This window comes from Psychrobacter sp. AOP7-A1-24 (genome assembly GCF_052376235.1).
In the GTDB taxonomy this organism is placed as follows: domain Bacteria; phylum Pseudomonadota; class Gammaproteobacteria; order Pseudomonadales; family Moraxellaceae; genus Psychrobacter.
The window spans coordinates 59,240-86,057 of the sequence record NZ_JBQSVM010000003.1; the positions used below are offsets into that span (position 1 = coordinate 59,240).

The 26,818-nt window shown below is 42.7% G+C and carries 23 protein-coding genes and 1 riboswitch; of the genes, 14 read left to right on the forward strand and 9 right to left on the reverse strand.

Annotated features, from left to right (window positions below):
- Nucleotides 1–31: 31 nt before the first annotated feature.
- From ACT3QQ_RS02080 to pnp, 3 genes are all read left to right on the forward strand, one after another.
- Complete coding sequence (locus ACT3QQ_RS02080; RefSeq protein WP_444519989.1) at nucleotides 32–208, forward strand: hypothetical protein; 177 nt, start codon at nucleotides 32–34, stop codon at nucleotides 206–208.
- Nucleotides 209–590: 382 nt separating this feature from the next.
- Nucleotides 591–857, forward strand: coding sequence for a 30S ribosomal protein S15 (gene rpsO, locus ACT3QQ_RS02085; protein WP_045443035.1), 267 nt, complete (start codon nucleotides 591–593; stop codon nucleotides 855–857).
- Between the two features lie 689 nt (nucleotides 858–1,546).
- On the forward strand, nucleotides 1,547–3,649 hold the full coding sequence (gene pnp / locus ACT3QQ_RS02090; RefSeq protein ID WP_444526719.1) for a polyribonucleotide nucleotidyltransferase: 2,103 nt from the start codon (nucleotides 1,547–1,549) through the stop codon (nucleotides 3,647–3,649).
- Between the two features lie 119 nt (nucleotides 3,650–3,768).
- Here pnp and ACT3QQ_RS02095 read toward each other — a convergent pair whose 3' ends face one another.
- The 4 genes from ACT3QQ_RS02095 to ACT3QQ_RS02110 form a co-directional block, all read right to left on the reverse strand.
- Nucleotides 3,769–4,332 carry a hypothetical protein gene (locus tag ACT3QQ_RS02095; RefSeq protein ID WP_444526720.1) on the reverse strand — a complete coding sequence of 188 codons (564 nt, stop codon included), beginning with the start codon at nucleotides 4,330–4,332 and terminating at the stop codon, nucleotides 3,769–3,771.
- Nucleotides 4,333–4,361: 29 nt separating this feature from the next.
- Complete coding sequence (locus ACT3QQ_RS02100) at nucleotides 4,362–4,910, reverse strand: hypothetical protein (RefSeq protein ID WP_444526721.1); 549 nt, start codon at nucleotides 4,908–4,910, stop codon at nucleotides 4,362–4,364.
- A gap of 127 nt (nucleotides 4,911–5,037) precedes the next feature.
- A complete protein-coding gene (locus ACT3QQ_RS02105) occupies nucleotides 5,038–5,295 on the reverse strand; it encodes a YheV family putative metal-binding protein (protein ID WP_444526722.1) in 258 nt (85 codons plus the stop codon).
- Nucleotides 5,296–7,482, reverse strand: a complete 2,187-nt coding sequence (locus tag ACT3QQ_RS02110; RefSeq protein WP_444526723.1) for a M3 family metallopeptidase — start codon at nucleotides 7,480–7,482, stop codon at nucleotides 5,296–5,298.
- A 508-nt stretch (nucleotides 7,483–7,990) separates the two neighbouring features.
- Here ACT3QQ_RS02110 and ACT3QQ_RS02115 point away from each other — a divergent pair.
- The 4 genes from ACT3QQ_RS02115 to ACT3QQ_RS02130 all read left to right on the forward strand — a co-directional run bounded on the left by ACT3QQ_RS02115 (nucleotide 7,991) and on the right by ACT3QQ_RS02130 (nucleotide 12,239).
- Nucleotides 7,991–9,103 carry an AOC03_06830 family ribosome hibernation factor gene (locus ACT3QQ_RS02115; RefSeq protein ID WP_444526724.1) on the forward strand — a complete coding sequence of 371 codons (1,113 nt, stop codon included), beginning with the start codon at nucleotides 7,991–7,993 and terminating at the stop codon, nucleotides 9,101–9,103.
- Between the two features lie 193 nt (nucleotides 9,104–9,296).
- On the forward strand, nucleotides 9,297–10,052 hold the full coding sequence (locus ACT3QQ_RS02120; protein WP_444523578.1) for an endonuclease/exonuclease/phosphatase family protein: 756 nt from the start codon (nucleotides 9,297–9,299) through the stop codon (nucleotides 10,050–10,052).
- 122 nt (nucleotides 10,053–10,174) lie between these two features.
- Nucleotides 10,175–11,200, forward strand: coding sequence for an NADP-dependent oxidoreductase (locus tag ACT3QQ_RS02125; RefSeq protein WP_444526725.1), 1,026 nt, complete (start codon nucleotides 10,175–10,177; stop codon nucleotides 11,198–11,200).
- A 196-nt stretch (nucleotides 11,201–11,396) separates the two neighbouring features.
- Entirely contained in the window at nucleotides 11,397–12,239 is an 843-nt protein-coding gene (locus tag ACT3QQ_RS02130) for an EcsC family protein (RefSeq protein ID WP_444526726.1), read from the forward strand.
- Between the two features lie 63 nt (nucleotides 12,240–12,302).
- Here the strand turns inward: ACT3QQ_RS02130 and ACT3QQ_RS02135 are convergent, their stop codons facing one another.
- The 3 genes from ACT3QQ_RS02135 to ACT3QQ_RS02145 all read right to left on the reverse strand — a co-directional run bounded on the left by ACT3QQ_RS02135 (nucleotide 12,303) and on the right by ACT3QQ_RS02145 (nucleotide 15,827).
- Nucleotides 12,303–12,920, reverse strand: a complete 618-nt coding sequence (locus ACT3QQ_RS02135) for an alpha-ketoglutarate-dependent dioxygenase AlkB family protein (RefSeq protein WP_444526727.1) — start codon at nucleotides 12,918–12,920, stop codon at nucleotides 12,303–12,305.
- Nucleotides 12,921–12,940: 20 nt separating this feature from the next.
- Complete coding sequence (locus ACT3QQ_RS02140) at nucleotides 12,941–13,831, reverse strand: alpha/beta fold hydrolase (RefSeq protein WP_444526728.1); 891 nt, start codon at nucleotides 13,829–13,831, stop codon at nucleotides 12,941–12,943.
- Between the two features lie 79 nt (nucleotides 13,832–13,910).
- The gene (locus ACT3QQ_RS02145; RefSeq protein ID WP_444526729.1) at nucleotides 13,911–15,827 is read right to left on the reverse strand and encodes an ABC transporter ATP-binding protein; all 1,917 of its coding nucleotides are present in this window, start codon (nucleotides 15,825–15,827) and stop codon (nucleotides 13,911–13,913) included.
- A 370-nt stretch (nucleotides 15,828–16,197) separates the two neighbouring features.
- On the opposite strand from ACT3QQ_RS02145, the gene ACT3QQ_RS02150 reads away from it, so the two are divergent.
- Nucleotides 16,198–17,046 carry an EamA/RhaT family transporter gene (locus ACT3QQ_RS02150; protein WP_444526730.1) on the forward strand — a complete coding sequence of 283 codons (849 nt, stop codon included), beginning with the start codon at nucleotides 16,198–16,200 and terminating at the stop codon, nucleotides 17,044–17,046.
- Between the two features lie 175 nt (nucleotides 17,047–17,221).
- Nucleotides 17,222–18,112, forward strand: a complete 891-nt coding sequence (locus ACT3QQ_RS02155; RefSeq protein WP_444526731.1) for a fructose bisphosphate aldolase — start codon at nucleotides 17,222–17,224, stop codon at nucleotides 18,110–18,112.
- Nucleotides 18,113–18,207: 95 nt separating this feature from the next.
- Here the strand turns inward: ACT3QQ_RS02155 and thiC are convergent, their stop codons facing one another.
- Nucleotides 18,208–20,334 (reverse strand): phosphomethylpyrimidine synthase ThiC, encoded by a 2,127-nt coding sequence (gene thiC, locus ACT3QQ_RS02160; RefSeq protein WP_444526732.1) that lies wholly within the window; start codon nucleotides 20,332–20,334, stop codon nucleotides 18,208–18,210.
- A gap of 248 nt (nucleotides 20,335–20,582) precedes the next feature.
- A riboswitch (TPP riboswitch) is annotated at nucleotides 20,583–20,727 on the reverse strand.
- Between the two features lie 291 nt (nucleotides 20,728–21,018).
- On the opposite strand from thiC, the gene pstS reads away from it, so the two are divergent.
- The 5 genes from pstS (at nucleotide 21,019) to phoU (ending at nucleotide 26,221) form a co-directional block, all read left to right on the forward strand.
- On the forward strand, nucleotides 21,019–22,185 hold the full coding sequence (pstS, locus tag ACT3QQ_RS02165; protein ID WP_444526733.1) for a phosphate ABC transporter substrate-binding protein PstS: 1,167 nt from the start codon (nucleotides 21,019–21,021) through the stop codon (nucleotides 22,183–22,185).
- 209 nt (nucleotides 22,186–22,394) lie between these two features.
- On the forward strand, nucleotides 22,395–23,348 hold the full coding sequence (gene pstC / locus ACT3QQ_RS02170; RefSeq protein WP_444519972.1) for a phosphate ABC transporter permease subunit PstC: 954 nt from the start codon (nucleotides 22,395–22,397) through the stop codon (nucleotides 23,346–23,348).
- 61 nt (nucleotides 23,349–23,409) lie between these two features.
- On the forward strand, nucleotides 23,410–24,315 hold the full coding sequence (pstA, locus tag ACT3QQ_RS02175; protein WP_444523567.1) for a phosphate ABC transporter permease PstA: 906 nt from the start codon (nucleotides 23,410–23,412) through the stop codon (nucleotides 24,313–24,315).
- A 167-nt stretch (nucleotides 24,316–24,482) separates the two neighbouring features.
- Entirely contained in the window at nucleotides 24,483–25,319 is an 837-nt protein-coding gene (gene pstB / locus ACT3QQ_RS02180; protein ID WP_165597107.1) for a phosphate ABC transporter ATP-binding protein PstB, read from the forward strand.
- A 119-nt stretch (nucleotides 25,320–25,438) separates the two neighbouring features.
- The gene (gene phoU, locus ACT3QQ_RS02185) at nucleotides 25,439–26,221 is read left to right on the forward strand and encodes a phosphate signaling complex protein PhoU (RefSeq protein WP_444526734.1); all 783 of its coding nucleotides are present in this window, start codon (nucleotides 25,439–25,441) and stop codon (nucleotides 26,219–26,221) included.
- A gap of 95 nt (nucleotides 26,222–26,316) precedes the next feature.
- Here the strand turns inward: phoU and ACT3QQ_RS02190 are convergent, their stop codons facing one another.
- Nucleotides 26,317–26,607 carry an oxidative damage protection protein gene (locus ACT3QQ_RS02190; protein ID WP_057757820.1) on the reverse strand — a complete coding sequence of 97 codons (291 nt, stop codon included), beginning with the start codon at nucleotides 26,605–26,607 and terminating at the stop codon, nucleotides 26,317–26,319.
- Nucleotides 26,608–26,818 lie beyond the last annotated feature (211 nt).

Genomic DNA, 26,818 nt, shown 5'->3' on the forward strand with positions numbered 1-26,818 from the left:
TAGTCCACAAAATAATAATTCAGGAGCTAATATGAGTAATTCACCGAATAATATGGACGAGCAAGAAAAAGAGATTGAAAAGCTAGCAGAAGAAATCAATCCGAGTGAGCATACTGCCCCAGACAGTCTGGCGGAAGTGACTACTGCCGCGCCTCTTGAAGATGATGAACTAGGTGGCAATGCGAAAGAGTCTGACGCTAAAAAATAGTCTGCTTAGATAAGGTTTAGTGGGTAGTTATCTGCTGAATACTAGCTACTAAAGATTAAATCTAGCTTCATAAGTATTACGAAAAACTGCTGCTAGTTCAGCAGTTTTTTGTTATAATTACCCCCGCATTTAAATTAGGTTTTGAATGATGTGTTGTAATTAGCCCATTACTTTGGTTAAGTAGTGATATAGCTAAATGCAATGTATGTTTCAAAATATATTAAGTGGTTGTTAACTGAGCTTGTCGTACACTAGGTCAACTCTAGTAATGCAGGGTTGTCCTGAATGGCGTACAGGTTATTTTATTTATTATTCTATTGCTTTAATACTGACTCAAATTGCAGTCAGTTTTTTAAAGTTTTTAGCATTGCCGGAGATATTTATGCTAACTAATACCGATCGTGAACAAATCATCGCTCAATACCAACGCGGCGAAAATGACACTGGTTCTCCAGAAGTTCAAGTAGCTTTGTTGAGTGCTCGTATCAATGATTTGCAGAACCACTTTAAAGCACATAAAGCTGACCATCATAGCCGTCGCGGTCTTATCCGTATGGTTAACACGCGTCGTAAACTGCTTGATTACTTAAAAGGTAAAGACCTTGGTCGTTACACTACTCTAATCAGCCAGTTAGGTCTACGTCGCTAATCTAACGGCAATAGTACGAGTGGATGCTAAGTTTTTTAGTCAACCGTTTGGAACTTGTTTATTGATATCGATAAAATAGATTTTTCTAAAAACGGTGTGGAATAGTTTCACGCCGTTTTTTTATGCTTATTCGTTTTAGGTACTGTGCTCAAATAGTAAAAGTTATAGCTTCTTCCATATAATAGCTAAGAGGCATATTGGTATAAACTGTACTAACCAAGCTTTAAATACGGTATTCTTTGTCGATAATTGCGCTACTGTGCAATTAATTGGTCAATGGCTATAAATCACTGTAAAATAATGCCTTGTGAGTTTGATAGCGCATCTGCTACAGATATGGCTATTATTGATAGAATACTTATTGTTTAGCTTAGTAACCGGCGCAGATAGTTGATATTTGAAACCTAGAAAATAGCCTATAGGGTTTTTAGCATCGAAGTCTTTTGACTTAATGTCTTTTTGATAGTATTTATAGTAAAGCCAAAGTTGCACGACCGAATATACATAATAGTACGATGTCCAACTCAGACAAATATATGAGATAACCAAGTAACGTTATTGGCATTGGTTGAGATGATTTCTGACAGAAAGCATATTAATTGATAGCCATATACACAGAATTTTAATGACAGATATTAGCTTTTTTTGACGCTGATATCAGTTTTGTCAGTCAACATTAGGAAGATTATATGACAATGTTTAACACCATTAAGCGTGAATTCCAATATGGCAACCAGCAGGTTGTTATCGAGACAGGCCGTGTAGCCCGTCAAGCAAACTCTATTTTAGTCCATATGGGCGGCGTAACAGTATTAGTTGCAGCAGTCGTGAAGTCAGAAGCTAAAGAAGGTCAAAACTTCTTTCCGCTAACGGTTAATTATCAAGAAAAAATGTATGCAGCGGGTAAAATTCCAGGTGCTTACGGCAAACGTGAAGGCCGTGCGAGCGAATTTGAAACGTTAACTTCACGCTTGATTGACCGTCCGATTCGTCCGCTATTCCCAGAAGGCTACGTAAACGAAATTCAAATTACCGCGACTGTAGTATCTTCGGACAAAACTCAGTCAGCAGATATCGCCGCACTAATCGGTGCATCAGCAGCGTTGGCCATCTCTGACGCACCATTCAATGGTCCTGTTGCGGCTGCTCGTGTTGGTTTCATTAACGGTGAATACGTACTAAACCCAACGTCTGAACAGCTTGAAACCAGTGATCTTGATTTGGTTGTCGCTGGTACTAAATCTGCTGTATTGATGGTTGAATCTGAAGCGGCAGAGCTGTCAGAAGACCAGATGCTAGGTGCAGTATTATACGGTCATCAACAACAACAAATCGTTATTGATAACATCGTATCAATGGCGGAAGAAATCGGTACTGCGAAGCAGCAGTATTCTGCTCCTGAGCGTGACCAGTCACTTACTAGCAGCATGAAAGATCAGTTCGGTGAGCAAGTTGCTGACGCTTATACCATTACTGACAAGCAAGCACGTTATACTAAGCTTGATGAAATCAAGCAATCAATTATCGATGCACTTGCTGGTGATGCTGAATCAGAAAATTATGCTGATACCGTATCTGAGCTTAAAGAAATTTATAACGACCTTAAATATCGTACGGTTCGTGACAACATCTTGTCAGGTAAGCCGCGTATTGATGGCCGTGACCCTGAAACAGTTCGTGCGCTTGACGTACAAGTTGGTGTATTGCCATATACGCATGGTTCAGCATTGTTCACACGTGGTGAGACGCAGGCATTGGTTACGACTACATTGGGCAACAGCCGTGACGTTAATATGATTGACTCATTGGGTGGCACGATTCGTGATCATTTCATGTTGCATTACAACTTCCCACATTTCTCAGTAGGTGAAACAGGTCGTGAAGGTATTCCAAAACGTCGTGAAATCGGTCACGGTCGTCTAGCACGTCGTGGTGTACAAGCAATGCTTCCAGATAGCGAACGCTTCCCGTACGTTATCCGTGTGGTATCAGAGATTACTGAATCAAACGGTTCATCTTCTATGGCATCTGTTTGTGGTGCAAGCTTGGCATTGATGGATGCAGGCGTACCATTAAAAGCACCAGTCGCGGGTATCGCGATGGGTCTGGTTAAAGAAGGCGAGCGTTTTGCTGTATTGTCAGATATCTTAGGTGATGAAGATCATCTTGGTGATATGGACTTTAAAGTGGCTGGTTCTAAAGACGGTATCACTGCGCTACAGATGGATATCAAAATCGAAGGTATTACACCAGACATTATGGAGCAAGCGCTTAAGCAAGCCCATGCTGGTCGTATCCATATCTTAGAAGCAATGAACCAAGTATTGCCAGAGAGCCGTACTGAAATCAATGCTCATGCGCCTAACTATGCGGTTATCGAAATCAATCCAGATAAGATTCGTGATGTAATCGGTAAAGGTGGCGCGATGATTCGTCAGCTAACTGAAGAAACTGGTGCAGTGATCGATATCGATGATGGTGGTACGATTCGTATCTTTGGTGAAAACAAAGCAGCGACCAAAGCGGCAATCGGTAAAATCGAAGCTTTGACTGCTGAAGTTGAAGTGGGTAAGACCTATGAAGGTACAGTTGCTCGTATCGTTGATTTCGGTGCATTTGTAAATGTCTTGCCAAACACTGATGGCCTAGTACATATCTCACAAATCGCAGAAGAGCGCGTTGAGAATGTATCAGACTATTTAAAAGAAGGTCAGGTCGTCAAAGTACTCGTACAAGACGTTGACAACCGTGGTCGTATTAAACTGACTATGAAAGGTGTTGAGCAGAACTAATACTCAATATCTGATGTGGTTTAAGTAATAAAAAACCGCCTTGAAATGCTCTTTATGAGTATTCAAGGCGGTTTTTTTATGTGCTCAAAGAGACGATAACAGGCTAGCTAAAAAGTCACTTATAAATTAATGCTTTTGGGCAGATGTATGTCGATATGAAGTTTTGATAAGTCTTGTAAGTATTCAGTCAGTAATGGCAAAGTATCAGCATACCAGTCCAAAGGCAAGGTGTCTGCTGTATCACCCTGATTGGATACGATATCACGTGGTTTGCCTGAGATCAGCGGCCGTGCAAGTAATGCAACTCTGCGTATGCCTTGGTAACGTATGAGTGGCATCATTTGCTGTTGTAGATCAATCAAAGCAGCAGTCAGCCAACGCGTGCGCACTGGATGATAAGGGTGGTTTGATATTACGAGGTTAGCAATATAGCTTGGCTGGTTGCCGTTACTACTGATACCAAGACCAACTTGCTCACGTGTAAGCTTATTAAGTAAGCAGCTACCGACATTTAGACTACCATCGCGGCACGCACGATGATAGCGGCTGTAGTTGTCAGGAAATAGTGTTTTAGCTCGTGTGAGTACAGGATCTAAAACGACACCAGCAGTATTAACAGGAAAAACAAGCAGCTGTGCATTGCTATTTAAAATAGAGGTATGTGTAAGTTGCAAAACTGCCATCGTAAGCCTCTCTATAAGAAAGTACGCAGCTACTGAACCGTTGCTTTATTAGAGTCGTTTGCTTCTAGCTGAGCAATTTGTTGTTCGAGTAGTGCAATTTGTTCGGCCTTCATATCAGTCAATTGCTTATTCATAGCGACTTGTTCAGCGGCTAATTTTTCTTGTTCGGCCAGTCGCTGACGCTCATCTTCTAAACGATCAATCTCTTCTTTCGCCAAGCTATCACTTTCTGGTAGAGGCGCATCTAATATAGCAGTAGGATTTGGTATCACGTCACTGTCATTATTTGCTTCCTCAGAGTTTTCATCCATGAGCACACCATCGTTAATCACAGACTCATCTGCTATATTAGGTGTATTATCTGTGGTTAACTCTGTCGACGTTTGCTCAGTTGCTGGCACTGAAGCAGAGACATCTACAGGGAGTGTAGACTGGGTGTTAGATCTACCTACAATAAGGTAGGTAATGACAATAAGCAGCAATAAGGAGATAAGTACTGCCAACATTTTCTGATGTGATTTAGTCGGATTTTTATTGGAGGCGTGGGTTGATGAAGGCCGGATATTGTCTGGTTTCATATTATGATCGATTCATGTCAAGAATATAAGTAGCCATACTATAGCAAACTCAAAATAAAAAGCCTATCTATTGATAGATAGGCTTAATAGAGCGTTTAATCTGTTTGCGAGTATAAGTACCAGATAACTAAGACTTAAATTTCACGGTGCCACTGGTACCAGTTGCCATAGCATCACGCGCCATTTGATCCTCCAAATGGTTCTTTGCACTAATAGCATCAGGATCGGGACGATGCTCCGTGTGTCCGCATTGAGTACACTCAATATACTCATCTGGGGTAGGAGTGACGATATTAACTTGCACGACAGCGTCCATTTCCTGACATTTCGGACAACGTACTCCTGCTAAAAACCGGCGTTTAGGACTAGATGACTGATAACGCATTTAAATGACCTCGCGAGTCGTTTGAGTGTTTGCCGCATCAATATTTTCAAAACCGTTATGACGTAGTAAGGCGTCGATACTAGCGCTACGGCCACGGAAGTTTTCAAAATTGGTTTTCGCTGGGAAGCTTCCACCAACAGATAAGATAGACTCACGGAACGCTTTACCTGTTACCGGATTAAAAATACCTTCTTCTTCAAATTTGCTAAACGCGTCGGCTGACAACAGTTCTGCCCACTTGTATGAGTAATAGCCTGCAGCATAACCACCCGCGAAGATATGGCTAAAGCCATTAGCAAAGCGGTTATAGTCAGGTGTTTGCATGATAGAAATATCATTACGAACAGTATTGAGCGTCTCCAAAATGCCATCATAATTCAGCGCTGGTGTATGAGCATGAATCAGTAAATCAAACAGAGCAAATTCAATTTGACGTAGCGTTTGCATACCGCTTTGGAAGTTTTTCACTGCCAATAACGCATCAAGCTTGTCTTTAGGTAATGGCTCACCAGTCTCAACATGGCTGCTGATAAGGGCAATACTTTCAGCGTCCCAAGCCCAGTTCTCCATAAACTGGCTAGGAAGCTCGACGGCATCCCACTCGACGCCATTGACACCAGCGACATCGCCGACCGTCACTTGGGTTAATAGATGATGTAAGCCATGACCGAACTCATGGAATAGGGTCAGTACTTCATCATGCGTCAATAAACTAGGTTTGCCATCAAGTGCTGGCGTAAAATTACCAACCATAAAACAGACGGGTAGCTGCTGGTGATTTTTTTCCTCATAACTATAGCGAGATTGGAAACCGTTCATCCATGCACCGCCACGCTTACCACTGCGCGCAAACAGGTCGAAGTAGAAACCACCAAGCAAGCGATCGTCTGCATCGAATAATTGATAAAAACTCACATCATCATGCCAGCGAGATGTTGAATCACTTTCTGCATCTTTACGGCTTTGCTCTTGTACTTTGATACCGTATAGACGCTCAACGATAGTGAACAAACCATTAATTACTGTTGGTAATGGGAAGTATGGACGAATTTCCTCTTGCGATAAACTGAACTCACTTTGTTTTACCTTTTCGGCAATGTAGGCACTATCCCACGGTTGTAATTCGTCAATGCCATAATCGCTCGCGTATTTTTGTAGTTGTGCCAAATCTGCTTTGGCAGCAGGGGTCGCTTGTGCTGCTAGGTCACGTAAGAATGTTTCAACTTCCGAGACACTGTCTGCCATCTTGGTCGATAACGATACTTCGGCATAATTTGCAAAACCAAGCAACTTGGCTTTTTGCTCACGTAATGTGAGGATTTGACTCATGTTATCAGCGTTATTTAATGATTTGCCTTTTGCGTTGGTATGCGTATCAAATTCAGAGGCCCGCGTGACGTAGGCATTATAGAGCGTCTCACGCAGGCTACGATCATCCGCATGAGTCATAATCGCTAGATATACAGGAATATTTAAACTTGCCACATAATAAGGCGTTGGCAGTGCATCTACATTAGCTTGGCTAAGAGTACCGTGAGCAAGCTCACGCGTTTTGTACTGCTCGCCTGCATCTGCCAGTAGTGCCAAACCACTTTCTGTTAAGCCCTTTAACTGTGAGTCTTCTAAAGGCAAGGCAAATGCTTGCGTCGCATCTAAGATATTGTCCGAGAAAGTTGCAGACAAGGTAGATAGCTCACTTTGGGTGGCGGCAAATTTTTCTTGTTCAGCTTGAGGTAGAGCAACGCCTGATAGCTCAAAGCTACGCAATGCCAGTTCGATCGCACGTGAACGAGCAGGCTCTAGTGTGGCAAAGAAGTCCGCATCATTGACAATAGTTTGATAGCGATTAAACAAAGGTTGATGCTGGCCAACTCGCGTACCGTAAGCAGATAATTTTGGTAGCAGCTCATGATGAACATGGCGAGTCTCGTCGTTGCTCATTACACTATTGAGATGCGACAAAATACCCCAGCTACGATCTAATGCCAAATTGATATGATCAAACCTCACAACATCTGCTAAAGCTTGTTCAGCGCTTATTTTTTCAGCGCCATTCTTTTCTATTACTGTCAGTGTATCTAAAAAAGTATTGGCAGCATCAATAGCGTCAATCACTTGGCTCTGTAACTTATGTGGCGCAGTATCGGCAAAATCGACAAGGTGTAAATCTGAAGGAGAAAGTGTCATATAGGTATCCAATATCGATGAGTTATCATGAAGAAAAATGAGATAGGGCTGGCTACGATTAAAATATATAGTGTGTTCTTATTTTATATATAGATTATATAAAAGATGGGTTCGTTTAGTAAAAATACAACCTAAGCATTTTTATACGATTCGAATGATTAAAACAATATTAGCAATCTAAAAATAAATATCGAAATTCTGATACTTAGATGTAAGCGTTTAAAGATAGCTATCTGGATATATAGGTATGTTAGATAAAGCATCTCTTTAACAATATAGAGTATTCTATTTACAAAGCGCTATCATTTGCTTGCAAATTAACCCTACAGGGAGTGGGGTATAGCTGTTAGCATTAAGATAATGGAATCTGAAAATAATGCACCGACAAGGTGTAAGAAAAACACGGATAGAGATTTTTAAACTCAGATATTTTTAAACTTATAAAAAGTATATGAGTAGAGAAATATACAAAGTTGAAAATGAATGATAATAAAACAAGGAGCAATATATGAAAGCGACTCTTAAAAGTTTACGTGAGACAAAAGCTAACCCTGCAGTAAGTATCTTTGTTAAAACGCATCGTGAACATCCAGCCAACGAGCAGGATCCTATCGCTCTAAAAAATCAACTAAAAGTTGCCGAAGAGCGTTTGACCAATGAATACGATAAACGCACAGCGACCACCATTCTAGATAATATCCAAAATAAAATCAGTGAACTTAATCACAATTATAACCTCGATACCTTAGCCATATTCGCTAGTACAGATGACGTGAAAGTCGTTCGTATGCCAATCGATACAACAGAACGCGTTGTGATTTCAGATAGATTTGCTACTCGTGATTTGGTTCGTGATATGGCAAGTGCCGTTCATTACTACACCGTGGTCTTAACTCGCGATAATGCTCGTCTAATTGAGGCATCTAACGACCGTGTCGTGCGAGAATTTGATAAAGATGACGATGCACAAAACAACATGGAGAACATTCAGTTCCCTGTCGAAAACAACGGACTATACACAACAGGTGACGGTGGCTCAGATCGTTCATCAAATAACGAAAGCAGTCACTTGAAAGAATTCTTTAACCAAGTAGATAAGAGCGTCCAAGAACTGTGGGGCGAGCACAAGATGCCTCTTGTCATCGTTGGCGATGCAAAAAATATTGGTTACTACAAAGAAGTATGCGATCGTCCAGACAATGTCATCGCTACAGTGTCAAACGCTACCAATCTAGAAGACGGTAGTGCTCAACATATCGTAGATAGTGTGCAAGAAGCTGTGGAAGAATATCGTACATCACTACATAAAGCGGCATTGGGTGAAATTGACAAAGCCCGTGGTGCGAATATGCTGCAAACGGATTTACAGGAAGTATATCGTAGTGCTTTCCAAGGCGCTGGCGAAACGCTTTATGTACGCCGTGGCTATATACAGTCCGCCAAAATTGATGAAAAAGCGCAGACGTTGAGTCCTGCTAACGACGCTACTGCAGAAGGCATTACAGATGATGCAATCGGCGAAATCATTGAGCATGTTATTCACAATGGCGGTGAAGCTGTGTTTATGCCACAAGACGTCATGGGCGAAGATCAGCCAATTGCGCTAGTGACTCGCTATTAACTTGAAGATAACACCTATGCGCGATATTCATTTATGAATTAGCCATTAATAATACATAGGTGTAATATGAGAGCATTGGTTCAGTATGAGCCAGTGCTCTTTTTATGTCTGTCATTACCATCACTATGGGTGTTATCGTAGCTGAGCTATTGATCTTTACTCTATAAATAATGAGCGTACAACGAACCACATTATGACTACCACCTCTTTTGTTTTAACCAGCTACAACATACATAAAGGCATGTCACCGCTGAATCGCCAAGTAAAAATGCAGGGTATTGCTCAAGCATTAGAAACAGCTGGTGCTGATATATTGTGCTTACAGGAAGTGCAGGGGCAAAATCTCAAACGCAATCTGCAATACAACGAATATCCAGATCAGTCTCAACATGAATGGTTTGGTGAGTTTTTAGATTTGCAAAACAGTTATGGCAAGAATTCAGAATATGATAATGGGCATCACGGTAACGCGGTGTTGAGCCGCTTCCCGCTGGATCCGAAACACAACGTAAATATTACTGTAAATCGTCTTGAACAGCGTGGTGTTTTACATTGTGAGGTGCAACCTTGGGGTTGGGAGAGACCGGTGGTCGTCCTGTGCGCCCATCTTAATCTTTTTGAGCGGGACCGTATCAAGCAGTATCAAGCGATTAGTGACTATGTTCGAAATGAGATTGCACCGGATCAGCCACTTATTTTGGCAGGTGATTTCAATGATTGGAAAAAAATGTCTTGTGACAAACTGGCCACCGAGTTAGGTATGATAGAAGCATTTAAGCACTGTTACGGTAAGCTATTACCGACTTTTCCTGCCAAGTTACCTGTACTCAGTTTAGATCGTATCTATGTGCGCAATTTAACCGTCAAAGATGCTTGGGTACATACTGGAAAGCCTTGGTCATCGTTATCGGATCATCTGCCTATTAGCGCAGAGCTTGTGTTACCTTAGCAAAGTATTACTAGCTTTGTACTTGTCATAAAATCACCGACTGGGCAGGGTATTCATGTATCATCTCAACATATAATAGACAATAAGCAAAACCCAAAAACCACTTATAAGGACATTCTACTATGACAACGTCGTCTATCAACTCTACTGCTTCGCAAACCCAAGTACCAAACACCCAGCATGCCGCACTCATTCGCGAGTTTGGTGAACCTGAAGTCATGCAATACCAAGATAATGTCTCCATCCCTGAGCTACAAGATGACCAAGTGTTGGTAAAAATCGCCTATGCTGGTATTAACCCAGTCGATTATAAAACTCGTCAAGGTAAAGGCTGGGTTGCGGAAAATATCCGCAAAGACAAGTTTGATAATGATCAGCCAGCTATTCTGGGATTCGATGTAGCAGGCGAAGTAGTCAGTAGCAATAGCGACGAGTTTGCTATTGGGGATAGAGTAGCGGCCTTGACCTTTAGCGGTGGCGGTTATGCACAATATGTGGCAGTAAATGCCAAGTTGCTTGCGAAAGTACCAGAAAATGTCACCTTAGAGCAGGCAGGTGCGCTACCTTGTATCGGTCAAACTGCCGTACAGTTTGCAGATTTTGCGGACATCAAAGCTGGTGAGCATGTGGTCATTAATGCACCTGCAGGCGGTGTTGGTCATTTATTAATCCAATTACTCATGAATAAAGTGGTACAAGATAATATCAAAGTGACAGTAATTTGCTCACCAGAAAAGTATGCCAAGCTTGATGAGTTAATCGACGTCTCTAAACTAGCGGGTTGGGTAGATTATACCAAAGGTGAAGACTTCCCTAATCTGCAAGCCGATATATTGCTAGATTTAGTCGGTAATGAAGCAGGTGTTCGTGCGCTTAGCGTGCTTAAGTCAGGTGCTCGGGTGAATGTATTACCAACTATCTGGGTGGATAAGATCAAAGAAGCGGGTGAGCAAAAGAACCTAGAAGTATCAGGCTACAAGGCACAGCGTAGTGGTCAAGATATGGCCCGAGTTTTACAGCAAGTGGCTAATGGTAAGCTAACTTTAAAAATTCAAAAAACTTATCCACTCTCAGACGTAGTGGCGGCCCATCATGAATTACAAAAAGGTGATGCGTTCGGCAAAATCGTCTTAGACGCCGCTAAATAAACATCTATACGGATTGATCTGTAGGTAGTGTTCAGTTCATTTTATGAGCTGCGAGGTAGATGTTGAACTAAACTAAAACTGTGCTCTAACAAATCATACAAAAGTTTTATTTTCGACAACAGAACAGCCCTGCAGCTGTCTTTTACTTATCATAGGATAGAGTACGTATGATAACTATAATGACAAAGGAAACTATATGAACGCTAATAAAAAAACAGACGACCATATGGCTTATGAAGCACAAGTCCGTGAAGATATAGAAGGGTGGAAAAATCCTGATAAAAGCATACTGGATAAAGCGCTTTCTGTGATCAATACGCCAATCGTTGAGGCAGGTGATGCGCTGATGAATGCGCCGCAGTTTGGCGAAGCATTAAAGCAGGCAACGGAACAGTCTATTACGACGCTGAGTGATGCAGCTAATTGGACATTAAACACGAAGGATGTCATTGAGGCTTATCATAATGAGTCCGATACTGTAGGGGCCTCTATCACAACGTTATCTGATATCGAGCGCTTACCGATTGCAGTGGTTGATAAGCAGGTCAAACACTTTAAAAGCAAATATGTGGCAATGACCAGTGCCCAAGGGGTTACGACAGGGGTAGTAGGTTGGGCAGGGATTCCTGCTGATGTGGTGGCTTTAATTACTACTAACCTTCGGGCAATTGGAGAGTATGCGACCTATTATGGGTTTGAGATCAATAACGAAGGGGAGCAGCTGTTTGCTATGTCTCTACTAGCGGTAGCGACGTCTAATTCTGCTGAAGAACGCCAAGCGGCGTTAGATGACACTTATGCGATGGTCAAGGATCCAGAGACGTTAGCCTTCAATAAAGTCAATGAAGAAGTGATGTCACGTGTCTTGCGTCAAACAGCAACCAAAGTTGCTACCAATATCGTTAAGACAAAAGCCGCGCAAATCATTCCGGCCGTAGGTGCAGTAGTTGCTGGTGGTGTTAACGCCAGTTATACCGCCAGTGTCTGTGAGGCCGCTTACCAGTGCTACCGCGAGCGCTTTTTAGATCGTCAAGCTTAAGATTTGAAAGTAGCACAATGGTCCACAAGAATATAGATAGAGTTTTAGTAGAGAGGATAGCTATTAGACATTGAGCATGCGCCGAAACGTCAAACTGATACGGCCTGTTGCGATCTGTTTTGTTTTGGTGATAGTGTGCTTCCAAAATCTTTGTGTGTCGCCATGCATTACAACGAGCTGTCCAGACTCAAGATAAAGTTCGACTTTATCTTGAGTTTTTTTATGTTTAAAAACAAATTTTCGTGTTGCACCAAGTGATAAGGACGCTATGATTGGTTGATGACCGAGCTCTTTTTCGTCATCGGCATGATAGCCCATACCGTCAGCACCAGTAGGATAGTAGTTAAGCAGGCAAGTATTAAAGTCGACAATAACATCGATTTCTGCTAAAGCTTGTTCAATTTTTTGTTTCACGTGAAACACTGCATCTGACCATGGAACGGTTTGCCGCACGTGTCCCGAATATTGGTAATTAGCATTTTCGTTTCCTATCCAGACAACTTGCCGAGTGGTTATATGTGTTTTGCCAAACAATGTCACAATATCTGACTGCCAAGGCAGCTCGTTTAGTAAAGTATCATAAAGAGTAGTGGCATCATCGATAAGCACTCCTAGATCGTTCACTTTACCATCATAGGGTATTAGGTTATCCGTGGGGGCAGGGGCAAAGAGATCAGTCATAAATCAGTCGTTTTACATTCTTATTTGCTACTTTGGTAGTGCTCGTTGACGATTTGAGCGCATAGTTCAGGCGCTTCCATTGGCAGTAGATGACCATAATCTGATAGAGAAATAAGACTGCTATCTGGGACAAACTTTTGCCATTGCTTTCGTACTTTATTATTGATGAATAAAGTAGGCTTACCCGTAATCAAGGTATAGGGACAGCGTAGTTTTTTGAGCGCAGCATCGATATGAGGTGCGCCAAAATAATTGGCCAGCTCTTGTTCTGGTACAAACATAAGCGTATAGCTATCATCTGTATTTTTGCTCAGGCTTTGTTCTGCAAATATTTGCAAGTGCTCGTCACTGATACGTTTATAAGCGCGCTGCGCACGTAGGCTCTTATAATAACTACGAATGCTCGGCCAAGTAGATTGTTTAGTTAACGTACTTTTGAAAGGCTCGCGATTCAGTAGAACAGAGCGTGGCAAAAGGTTATATAAGGTAGCTTGGCTTTTGGTAAATGTGACAGGTTCAATCAGGTATAACTGTGAAAATAACTCTGGACATTTGGCAGCTGCCATTGCCGTAGCCGTTGCGCCTTGCGAGTGTCCTATACCTACGACAGGCTTGTCTTGCGTCTTTTCCAAAAACTCAATCAGCATATCAGCATCTTGCTCGCGCGTGAGGCGTTGGCTTTGCGGCTTATCATACCAGTAGCCACGTAGAGCAAGGGAGCTGATATCAAATTCAGTGGCTAGTTCGCTCAGTAATGGTGTGTAGGAGCCAACGGTAAAACTATTGCCACTATAAAAATGTGCTGGTGCGCGAGAAGTAGAGTTTGAATCTAACGGCTGATTAAACCGGCTAAGGTCATAGTAGCGTGCCTGTTTTCCGCCAATATTAATGCGCTTTGTGAATGCTTCCATAAAATAAACATTTCCTTGTGGCTTATTTTGAGTGACTCTTTCTTGTAGTTTCGCTTCTTATGATTGTTCTTCGTGAGTCTTAGTTATCTTCACCTAAAAAGCCACCGCTTTGACGTTGCCACAGTCGAGCATAGACGCCATCTAGCGACAATAGTTCATCATGGCTACCTTGCTCGATGATACGGCCTTGATGCATGACAACCAATCTATCTAGTGCAGCAATAGTAGAGAGTCGATGGGCAATAGCAATAACGGTTTTGCCAGTCATAATGTCATTTAAGCTCTCAGTAATGGCATATTCAATCTCAGAGTCTAGCGCACTGGTCGCTTCATCTAAGAGCAGTATCGGTGCATTTTTTAGCATAACACGTGAGATAGCGATACGTTGACGTTGACCGCCAGATAGTTTGACTCCGCGTTCACCCACTTGGGTATCAAGTCCTGTATTACCTTTATCGTCGTACAAGTCTTTGACGAAATCCCACGCCTGAGCTTGTTTGGCCGCGAATATAATCTCTTCATCAGTAGCGTCAGGACGACCATAAGCAATGTTTTCACGTACGGTACGATGTAGTAATGAGGTATCTTGAGTCACCATACCAATCTGTTGGCGCAATGATTCTTGCGTGACCGCATCAATCGCTTGACCGTCAATCAGAATTTTACCGCTATCTACGTCAAAGAAGCGCAATAGCAAGTTGACCAAAGTTGATTTACCCGCACCTGAACGCCCAACCAGACCAATTTTTTCACCCGGCTTAATATCTAAATGGAAGCTGTCTAATAGTTTGATGTATGAGTCAGGAGTATGCTTAGCGATGCTGGTACCATCAACAGTGTTATCAGTTTGTCCATTGTTTTCTTCGTCATTCTCATAACTGAAGTCAACATGGTCAAACACGATGCGACCATCCGTGACAGCTAGCGCTGGCGCGTCAGGTTTGTCAACGATCGTCTGCGGTGCTGACAATGTACGCATACCATCTTGAACTGTACCGATACTCTCGAACAAACTGGCTGTCTGCCACATAATCCAACGCGTCAAGCCATTTAGACGTAATGCCATGGCAGTTGCAGCAGCAATGGCACCAACACCAACGGCGCCTTGTTGCCATAAGTATAGTCCAATCCCTGCCGTACTACTGACCAAGATTACACTGATAAGATGGGTCGATACTTCTAAATAGCTGACCCAGCGCATTTGTGCATGTACCGTACCTAGGAATTGTCCCATCGCGTTTTTAGCGTAGCCCAGCTCACGACGCGAATGGCTAAATAGCTTGACGGTCATGATATTGGCATAAGCATCAGTAATCCGTCCTGTCATCAAGGCACGAGCGTCAGCCTGCACAATCGCTGTATCCTTGAGCTTAGGAATAAAGTACCAAATGGTGAGTGCAACCAGCACAAGCCAAACGACAAAAGGAATGAGTAACAAACTGTCTAAATTAAATAAAATCACCCCTGAAGTGATAAAGTAGACAGAGACATACATAAACATATCGGTGACAGTCATCACGGTATCGCGTACTGCCAATGCTGTCTGCATTACCTTCGCTGAGACACGACCCGAAAATTCATCTTGATAGAACTGCATGGACTGCCCAAGCATCCGCTGATGAAACCGCCAGCGCATCTGCATAGGAAAGACGCCTTGCAAGGTCTGAAAATGGATAAACGATGATAAAGCAATCCATAATGGGCTCACTATCATGACAGCCAACATGATAAGTAGCATGTCACCTTTTTCTACCCATAAGCTTTGCGGTGTATAAACGCCCAACCAGTCGACGATATTACCTATCCAAGCAAACAGCATAGCCTCGTAGATACCGATACCAGCAGACAAAATCATAAAGGCTAGCAGCCAGCCGCGTAAGCCGTTGGTACATGCCCACAAAAATTTCAGCATGCCATCGCGAGGTGATGGCAATGGCATAGGTGTGTCTGGAAAGGCAGGTAGGCGGTTTTCAAAAAAACGAAATAAAGCATTCATAGGCAGTAATAAAACATCAATAGCAGTACGTCAAGATGAACGAGAGGACTCGTTATCTAGAATCTTTACTTTTGTGATTGGGATTAGGTGCTATTTTAGCAAAATTACTAATCATACCTGCATGCTAATTGTAATTTACTTAAGAATAGCTATGTTTTAAAGGCTTTAGCTATAACCATAATAAATAGATTGCCGTCAAAGAAATATTTTGTTACATTCTACATCCAAACTTATTCACGAGTTTAAATATTGCTTTTATAGGTATGATTTTATTGCAAAAATTAGCTGATTAGCAGATATTTTACTTAATACATTTTATCAATTTGCGAACAGTAATAAATCAACGTTGAAGCTCAAAAGGTAACAGTTAATGATGTACTTAATAATTGCGGTGCTATGTAGTGTCGCCGTCTCAGTACTTTTGAAAATATTGCGCCAGAAAAGTATAGATATTCGTCAGACCATCGTGGCAGGCTATCCTGTGGCTTTTTTACTGACTTGGGTGTTACTAAAACCTGACGTAGGTGCTATTCATGCGCTTGATAGCGCTTGGGGCATCATCATCGCGCTTGGGATACTATTACCTGCCGTATTTATCATTCTCGGACGGGCTATTGAAGCGGTGGGGATGGTAGCAACCGACGCCTCTCAGCGCTTATCACTCATTATTCCAATCATAGCGGCTTTCTTGCTATTTGGTGAGGTGCTGACTGGTACTCGTATATTTGGACTGGCGTTAGGCTTTTTGGCATTAGGTGCGCTTGTCTATCGACCACAGCATAATGATATTACTCGGCAAGCAAAGCATACGCCACTATGGTTATTTGGGGTATGGTCAGGCTACGGCATTATTGATATTTTATTTAAACAAGTTGCCAAACAGGGTGCGGCCTTTCCGCTGACTCTATTAGTCAGCTTTGGCGTAGCAGGGTTACTGCTGCTAATCTATTTACTTGCCACACGGGTACGTTGGCAAAAAGAAGCGCTTATGACAGGTCTGCTGCTCGGCGCACTAAACATGGTCAATATTTACGCCTATGTACGGGCACACCAAGTGTTGCATGATTCTCCTAGTATCGTTTTCACTGGTATGAATGTCGGTGTTATTGCAGTAGCGACCTTGATTGGGGTCGGTGTATTCAAAGAGCAGCTAAACCGTGTCAATATAGTAGGATTAGTATTGGCAGTCTGCTGTGTAGGGGTACTGTTTTTGGCGTAATGCACTCTGTCCAAACGTGTTGTTTTCATAATTTTCATGCTTATTGTCACGTATCCTATATAGGCATACAAATCATCCTATGATAAGGTTATCTACAAATAACACGGCTTGTATGGAATAAAAAAGCTTAGTTTATAATATTTAACTTAACCAATAAAAATAGGATGCAGGCTCAATGGAATATGGTAAGCAATTACAGCGTATAAAAAGCAGTTCAGGTTTTATTGCTGCTCTTGATCAAAGTGGCGGCAGCACACCAAAAGCGTTAGAGACTTATGGTGTCAATAGCGACGCTTATGATAATGATGAGGCCATGTTTGATTTGGTTCATGAAATGCGTGCTCGTATTATGACTTGCGACTGTTTTGATAGTGAGCGTGTACTTGGTGCAATTTTATTTGAAGACACCATGGAGCGCGAAGTCAATGGCAAGTCGACGGCCAATTACCTATGGGAAGATAAAAATATCGTACCATTCTTAAAGGTAGATAAAGGTCTGGCTGAGCAAATGAGCGGCGTGCAAGTTATGAAGCCAATGCCAAATTTAGATCTACTATTAGACAAAGCAAAAAATTACCCTGTATTCGGTACTAAAATGCGCTCAGTCATCTATGAGCCAAACGTCGATGGTATCGAGCTTGTGGTACAGCAGCAGTTTGATGTGGCTAAGCAGATTATCTCAAAAGGCCTGATGCCTATTGTTGAGCCAGAGGTCAATATTGATAGCGCTCAAAAGCATGAGTGCGAGCTATTGCTAAAAGCAGATATTTTGCAAAATCTGGAACGCTTGAATGACGAACATCAAGTGATGCTTAAGCTGACATTGCCAGAAGAAGCAGGGCTTTATCAGGAGCTGATTGACCATCCAAAAGTACTCAAAGTCGTGGCGCTATCGGGTGGTTATAGTCGCAGCGATGCTTGTGCCAAGCTCAAACAAAACCCAGGTATGATTGCGAGCTTCTCGCGCGCCTTTACTGAAGGCTTGAGTAAGCAACAAAGCGATAGCGAGTTTGCTGAGACAATTAATACCTCTATCGAAGAGATTTATCAGGCGTCGAAAGTTTAATAGAATGGTATCAACCGAAAATAAAAAGCCCGAACCTGACTGTCAGGCTCGGGCTTTTCTTTGGTAGGACTATTGTTTAATAGAGCTATAAAACTCTACACCTCTTTATATAACTGACGTCCTTCGTTATTATATTTCTTAGTCATTTCAGCCATGCCTTGGCGAATTTCCTCAGCAGTGGCTTCACCAACTTGTCCGACAAGCTCTGTATCTACCTCTTTGATTAGGTGACCAGCCTCGGTTAAATCGCCCGTTTGCGGCGTTACTTTTTGGTTGGCAGCATCTTTATCCAGCCCTGCTGCATATTCACGCACGTTTTGAGTGATTTTCATTGAGCAAAACTTCGGACCACACATAGAGCAAAAATGTGCCGATTTGTGTGCATCTTTCGGCAACGTTTCATCGTGATATTCACGTGCAGTATCAGGATCAAGCGCCAGATTGAACTGATCATCCCAGCGGAACTCAAAACGTGCTTTAGATAGGGCGTTGTCACGAGCCTGTGCTCCTGGATGACCTTTGGCAAGATCAGCAGCGTGCGCAGCAATCTTATAGGTGATGATGCCATCTTTGACGTCTTTTTTATTCGGTAGACCCAAGTGTTCTTTTGGTGTGACATAGCACAGCATCGCTGTACCAAACCAACCAATCATCGCTGCACCAATAGCGCTCGTGATATGGTCATAGCCTGGGGCGATGTCTGTCGTTAATGGCCCTAGAGTATAGAAAGGCGCATCAGCACACAGCTCAAGTTGTAAGTCCATGTTTTCTTTGATGCGGTTCATCGCGACGTGTCCAGGGCCTTCTATCATTACCTGTACATCGTGCTCCCATGCCACTTTGGTTAATTCACCAAGCGTACGTAGCTCACCGAACTGTGCTTCATCATTGGCATCTTGTAAACAACCAGGACGCAAGCCGTCACCCAAGCTAAAGGCCACATCGTACTGTTTCATAATCTCGCAGATGTCTTCGAAATGCGTGTATAAAAAGCTTTCTTTATGATGGGCTAGACACCATTGCGCCATGATAGAGCCACCGCGAGAAACGATACCTGTCAGACGTTTTGCGGTCAGTGGTACATAGCGTAATAGTACGCCAGCATGAATAGTAAAGTAATCTACGCCTTGTTCTGCTTGCTCGATTAACGTATCACGGAATATCTCCCACGTTAGATCTTCAGCAACGCCATCGACTTTTTCTAGAGCCTGATAAATAGGTACCGTACCAATCGGCACAGGTGAGTTACGGATTAGCCATTCACGGGTTTCATGAATGTGATTACCTGTCGATAAATCCATAATGGTATCCGCACCCCAACGCGTGGCCCACGTCATTTTGGACACTTCTTCATCGATAGACGAACCCAACGCTGAGTTACCAATATTGGCGTTGATCTTCACCAAGAAATTGCGCCCGATGATCATCGGCTCAGATTCAGGGTGGTTGATGTTGTTTGGGATAATCGCGCGTCCAGCCGCCACTTCATCACGAACGAATTCAGGAGTAATGATTTGAGGCGTATTGGCGCCGAAGCTTTCGCCATCGTGTTGACGCATATCGGTCAGTTCATGCTGCTTTTGCGTTTCACGGATAGCGATATATTCCATCTCGGGGGTGATAATGCCCCGACGCGCGTAGTACATTTGTGTGACGTTGCCAGCTTTTCCATCGACATTTTTGGCACGGCTTGGTTTGTCGATATGAGCGAATCTAAGGTTGGCGGTGGTAATGTCACGGGCACGAGCTTGTCCGTAAGAGCTAGACAGTCCGCTTAATTGCTCGGTATCACCGCGTTCATTTATCCAGCTTTCACGTAGTTTTGGTAGACCTTTAGTCAAGTCAATTTCGACATTAGGATCGGTATATACACCTGAGGTGTCATACACATAAAATGGCGGATTATGCTCACCGTCTTTATCTCCAGCACCGCCAACAGGCGTATCAGCCAAGCTAATTTCACGCATCGGTACTTGGATGTCAGGTCTTGAGCCTTCGATATAGACTTTTCTTGAGGCAGGTAAAATACGGTGCAAGTCGCGCGCATCTTCTTCAAATCGTGCGTCACTTGCGGCACGGTGGGCAGGGGTTTTTAGCGCATCTGCTTTTTTATCTGCTTTGACGTTGTTTGTGTCAGCAGCGTTTGAAGCAAGCGTTGTGTTGTCGGCTGGATTATGCGTTTGGGCTTTCGGTGCAATTGAGGTGGTGTCTACAATAGTCATATGCTGTCCTAGCGTGTTGGTTTTTGAATAAAATCAACACCGCCAGTATCTGCGGGGGTAGGCATCCATTATCTAGACAAGTTTATATCATGAACACACAACTTCGACCAAAAATTATCGTCGCGCATGGTGGTCATCAAATATTGGACGCAGCTTGATATCCTCTCTTCTTGTCTGATTATGCATCACGCATATTAAGACAGTAGTGACGATAAAAATGTATTTCTACGCGCCCTTTGTCATAAATAACAAAGTGCTTAAGACTTCCCTGCGTCGGTACTAACCGCATCAGGTTCGGCGGGTGATCTCTCAGCGAATGTATCAAGGCAGCTACTTTAATAAAGCAAGTTTAATAAAGTGAGCCGAAAATACACCGCACCCCGAGTCTGTCAGTGTTGTAAATCAGTTTTTATACTAACAAAATTCTGTACCAACGGCTAATAGTATTTGGATGTGAATATCCTATGTCACACACGCGGATCAATATTTTCGTGAATAATTTTCTGATGTTAATAGGTGATGATGCTCAGTACTATTAGGCTGTAGACAAATTGTTCAAATATTATGTAAAACGAATGAAGGATTCTAGGAGTTGTCATTAAAGTGTCATAAAGATTTGGCAAGATAACACGCATATCACAAGCAATGCTTTTTTATACCGTTGTTAAACTTCAGGAGTCTTACATGCGTTATTCGTTATTAGCAGTGGCCGTTAGTTGTACATTAATGCTTACGGCGTGTAATCAGGCAACAGATACGACAGAGCCAACTGCTGACACTAGCAGTAGCGCTGTGACAGCAGCTGAAACAACCTCTCAAACAGCATCTTCTGCTACGTCAGATTTTAAATCTGCTGAAAACATCGCTATGAACATTACAGGTGCAGGTGCGTCGTTCCCGCAGCCTATCTACGCGAAATGGTCGTATGACTACAATGCTGCGACTGGCGGCCAAGTTAACTATCAATCGATTGGTTCATCTGGCGGTATCAAACAAATTCAATCAAAAACAGTAGATTTCGGTGCTTCTGATGCACCGATGACGCCTGAAGAGTTAGACGAAGCAGGTTTGATTCAGTTCCCAACAGTCATCGGTGGCGTGGTACCAATCGTCAATATTGATGGCGTTGAGCCAGGTGCACTAAAGCTGGACGGTACAACGTTGGCCGATATCTATTTGGGTAAAATAAGTAACTGGAATGACCCTGCCATTCAAGCCATGAACCCAGACTTGACCTTGCCAGACGCAGCAATCACAACGGTATTCCGCTCAGATGGTTCAGGCACGACTTTCAACTTCACTGATTATCTTGCCAAGGTTTCACCAGACTGGAAAGACACCGTTGGCGTTGATAAAACCGTCAAATGGCCGACCTCTGCTACTGGTGCAGGTGGTAAAGGTAATGAAGGCGTTTCAAGCTACGTAAACCGCATGAAAAACTCTATCGGCTATGTTGAGTATGCTTACGCTAAGCAAAACAAAATGTCACATACTGCGCTAGAGAATGCAGCTGGCAACATCGTACAGCCATCTGCTGAGACATTTGCTGCGGCAGGTGATATTGATTGGTCACAACAAGAAGGCTTCTATAAGGTCATCACCAACTCTGAGACTGACCAAGCATGGCCAATCGCTGCTGCGACCTTTATCTTGGTACATAAGCAACCAGAAAATCCTCAGCAAGTCGCTGGCGTGTTGAACTTCTTTGACTGGGCTTATAGCCAAGGTGATGATGATGCTATGGCATTAGACTACGTACCATTTTCTGACACGGCAGTAGCCTTGTTCAAAGAGAAGTGGAATGAAGTCCAAGGTAGTGATGGACAACCTGTCTACAAGCCAGCTCAGTAATTTGTTTCTGCTAAATACTATTTAGCATCCGACAAGTTACCCTCTCGAATAACTATTCTCCGGTAGTTGTTTGAGAGGTTTTAACACAGCAAATTTGTTGAATACATCTCGATAAAGATATTTACTCATACCGTTTAAGTTTGTTGTGTTAAAACCTGAGATACATCTTTTTAATATTTCGATTCATCCCATTCAATGCTGAGACACTTATGACAGACTTAAGGTCCCAACTGGCTAAACAAAAACGTTACGACGCTTTATTTGTGAATTCTACCAAAGCGTTTGCCATACTCGTCCTCCTATCTCTAGGGGGCATTTTGGTGTCTCTGATTATTGGAGCATGGCCAAGTATTCAAGAGTTTGGTTTGGGATTTTATACCAGTAATAATTGGGATACAGTTGCCAATGAATACGGTGCATTAGCGCCTATTTACGGTACCTTAATCACTTCATTTATCGCCATCGTTATTGCTGTTCCAGTCAGTTTCGGTATTGCCATATTTTTAACCGAGATGTGTCCTAAGTTCCTCAAAAAACCACTTGGTATCGCCATTGAGTTATTGGCTGGTATCCCATCTATCATCTATGGTATGTGGGGATTGTTTGTATTTGCGCCATTCTTTGGTGATCACATTCAGCCGTGGTTCATTGAGCATATCGGCCCTTTACCTATTGTCGGTAAGCTTTTTGCAGGTGCGCCTATGGGATTGGGTATGTTTACTGCGTCCCTAGTGCTTGCCATTATGATCATACCGTTCATCGCTGCCACTATGCGTGATGTTTTCTCTGTTGTACCAGATTTACTTAAAGAGTCAGCATATGGTATGGGCGCGACGACTTGGGAAGTTATGTTCAAAATTATCCTGCCTTATACCAAAGCTGGTGTTGTTGGCGGTGTGATTTTGGGACTTGGTCGTGCATTGGGTGAGACGATGGCAGTGACTTTCTTGATTGGTAATGCGTTTAATATCAGTCCAAGCCTATTTACTTCTGGTGTGACGATTACCTCGGCCTTGGCCAATGAATTTGCTGAAGCGTCGAGTGAGTTACATCTAGCATCTTTATTACATTTGGGCTTAATCTTATTTGTCATCACCTTCATCGTGCTGTCTTTAGCAAAACTGATGCTCATGCGTATGGATCACAAAGCAGGTAACCGATAAGTCTGTCACTGATTTATTGAACCTTGATAGATATTGATAAAAGATATGGGAAATAAACATTATGCCTGCTAACAATGCGATCAATGCACCACTACCAACTAAGCCAAACGGTGCTACCCGCTACAACCAAAGTCTTTACAACAAGCGTCGCTTGACGAACAAGTTAGGTTTAGGCTTTGCTATGACAGCGATGGTTTTCGGACTGTTCTGGTTGTCATGGATTTTGGTAACTTTGTTTGTTGAAGGCTTCCAAGGCATGGTGCAACTACCAATCTTTACCGCTGATACGCCACCACCGATGAGTGCTGGCGGCTTACGTAATGCCATTGTTGGTTCGGTGATGCTCGCATTTTCAGGACTGTTTATTGGTGCGCCTATTGGTCTTATGACAGGTATTTACTTATCTGAGTTTTCTAGAGGCAGTACGCTTGGCAATGTCACTCGCTTCTTAAACGATATTCTATTATCAGCACCATCAATTGTCATCGGTCTGTTTATCTATGCACTGATGGTAAAAGGTCAAAGTTTCTCTGGTTGGGCAGGCGCGTTGGCATTGGCATTGATTGTTATTCCAGTAGTCGTGCGTACGACAGAAAATATGCTGAATCTAGTGCCTAATAGTCTACGTGAAGCAGCCTATGCGCTAGGAACTCCTAAATGGAAACTGGTCACACAAGTCACGGTAAAAGCGGCTAGAGCAGGACTGACCACAGGTGTGCTATTGGCATTTGCTCGAATCACTGGTGAGACAGCACCATTACTGTTTACCGCACTAAATAACCAATATTTCAGTACAGATATGGGTCAGCCTATTGCCAACTTACCCAATACCATCTACCAGTTTGCGATGAGTCCTTACGACAACTGGCATACATTGGCTTGGGCGGCAGCATTGCTCATCACGGCGTCTGTCCTAGTATTGAATATTTTGGCAAGATTTATCGGTGGTAGAGGTCAGCCCAAGTAAGAGCTGAGAGCAGACCGTAGCACGCTACACGCTAAGCATTTACTTAAACTTATACGAAATTAATTAAGCTAGGTTGAAACATTATGAATGATGTCCTAAGCAACGTCCGTACGAACACGACTGCTGATAACTTTGATACGGCAACAGGTAGCCTATTAAATAGACCCATGTCTACTAGCGCACAAGCTCAGCAACCAAACACTGCTGATTTTAATAAGCAAACGATTCAAGATATTCCCAAGAACATGCCTGCGGCAAAAATGGAAGTTCGAGATCTAAACTTCTATTACGATGACTTTCAGGCATTAAAAAATATTAATATCGATATTGCCGATAAAAAAGTGACCGCTTTTATTGGTCCTTCAGGTTGTGGTAAGTCTACGTTATTGCGTACCTTCAACCGTATGTATGATCTATATCCTGGTATGCGTGCAGAAGGCAGTATCAATCTAGATGGCAAAAATATCTTGGGTAAAGACATTGATGTGAACTTGCTACGTGCACAAGTTGGTATGGTTTTCCAGAAACCAACGCCATTTCCGATGTCAATTTATGATAATGTCGCCTTTGGTGTACGACTGTATGAAAAATTAAGCAAGGCCGAGCTGGATCATCGCGTAGAGTGGGCACTGAAAAAGTCAGCGCTATGGCCAGAAGTGAAAGACAAGCTAAAAGCGTCGGGACTGTCGTTATCAGGTGGTCAGCAGCAACGTCTGTGTATCGCACGCAGTGTCGCGACTAAGCCTGAAGTACTGTTGCTTGATGAGCCGACATCAGCACTGGACCCTATCTCAACCGGTGCTATCGAAGATTTGATCGAAGATCTGAAAAACGACTACACCATTGCTATTGTCACTCACAATATGCAGCAAGCCGCACGCGTATCTGATTACACGGTGTATATGTATTTGGGCGATATGATTGAGATGGGTGAGACCGATCAGATATTTACCAAACCTACCCAAACCGCGACGGAAGACTATATTACAGGTCGTTATGGCTAACGTTGATTGAGATTGAAATCGGTAAGAGTAGAAAAAGCTGACTAGCATGTCATGAGCCGACTTTCTAAATTCACAAGCACATCGCGCTATTAAAAAATGTATTTCAGGGAATACCTCTCATGCAAAGTGATAAGCATATCTCCAAAAGTTTTGACCAAGATCTTGATGAAGCCATCCGTTTATTTTTATACATGGGTGATAGTGCTGCTAACCAAGTAGCTAAAGCCATTCACGCTCTTATCGATAAAGACGAAACTCTAGCACAAGAGGTCATCGATATGGACTTCGATATCAATCGAATGGAGGTCGAACTCGACGAGCATATTTTACTATTGGTCGCCAAACGTCAGCCAACTGCCAGTGATTTGCGCTTAGTTATGTCAATCAGTAAAGGTGTGGTTGATTTGGAACGTATCGGCGATGAAGCGGTAAAAATAGCACGAATGGCTAGTAAAATAGCGGCAGAAGGCAAGTCAGCATATGGTTACGCTGAAGTTCAGCATTTGAGCAATCAAGTTCGCCTGATGCTCAACAACGCATTAGAAGCCTTTAGCCAATCGAATGCTGAACAAGCATTTGAGGTCATGCGCAATGACAGTGTGGTTAATAACGAATACCAATCTGCTATTCGTGCTTTAATGACATATATCATGGAAGACTCCAGACAAGTCTCAAAAGTCATCAATATCATGTGGATTCTGCGTTCGCTTGAGCGTATCGGTGACCATGCACAAAACGTCGCAGAGCTAGTGATCAACTATATCAGTGGACAAGATGTGCGTCATTCAGACTATGCCATGGTCGAAAAAGCGGTACAGGAAGCCAATGACCGCTTGGCTGCTCGTCAAGTTGGCACACTGTCAGCCAGTGAGCTTGAAACGTCAGATAGTGATGAAAGCTGATAGGAAGAACTATACTTTTTATCTTAAAAAAACGCGCTATAGTAAGCGCGTTTTTTTATAACTACTAAATGTGGCTGTCAAAAAGCGCATAAATACTAGCTTTCTGGTGTCCAGCCTTGCGCGCGCTCATAGTCTTCATTGTCCAAGAATTTATCACGCTGCTCTGTTAAAAACTTTTTGGCGGCAGGATCCATCATACTTAGATGATTTTCATTAATGAGCATGGTTTGATGTTCAAGCCATTCTTTCCACGCCTTTTCAGATACTGTCTCTTGCAGCTCTTGACCTTTCTTATTGGGGAAGGGTGGGTGCGGCATCTTTGGCAGGTCTTGCTTATATTTGCGACAAAACACAGTATTTGCTTGAGGGTTAAAAGTCTCAGTCATAAGGCATTCCTTATTTATTATATTAGGTGGTTAAATCAAACATCATATGAGTCTATGATAACGGTCTTGGTAGATTTAGCAAAGGGTACTAATGTATAACGTTAAGCCTCTATTTATTTGTCATAAATTATTTGGTGATTGATATTTAGCAAATACTGTCTGCATTTAAAGTTTTTATCTAGGTTTTCAAAGTTGGCGAGATTTTGAAAAC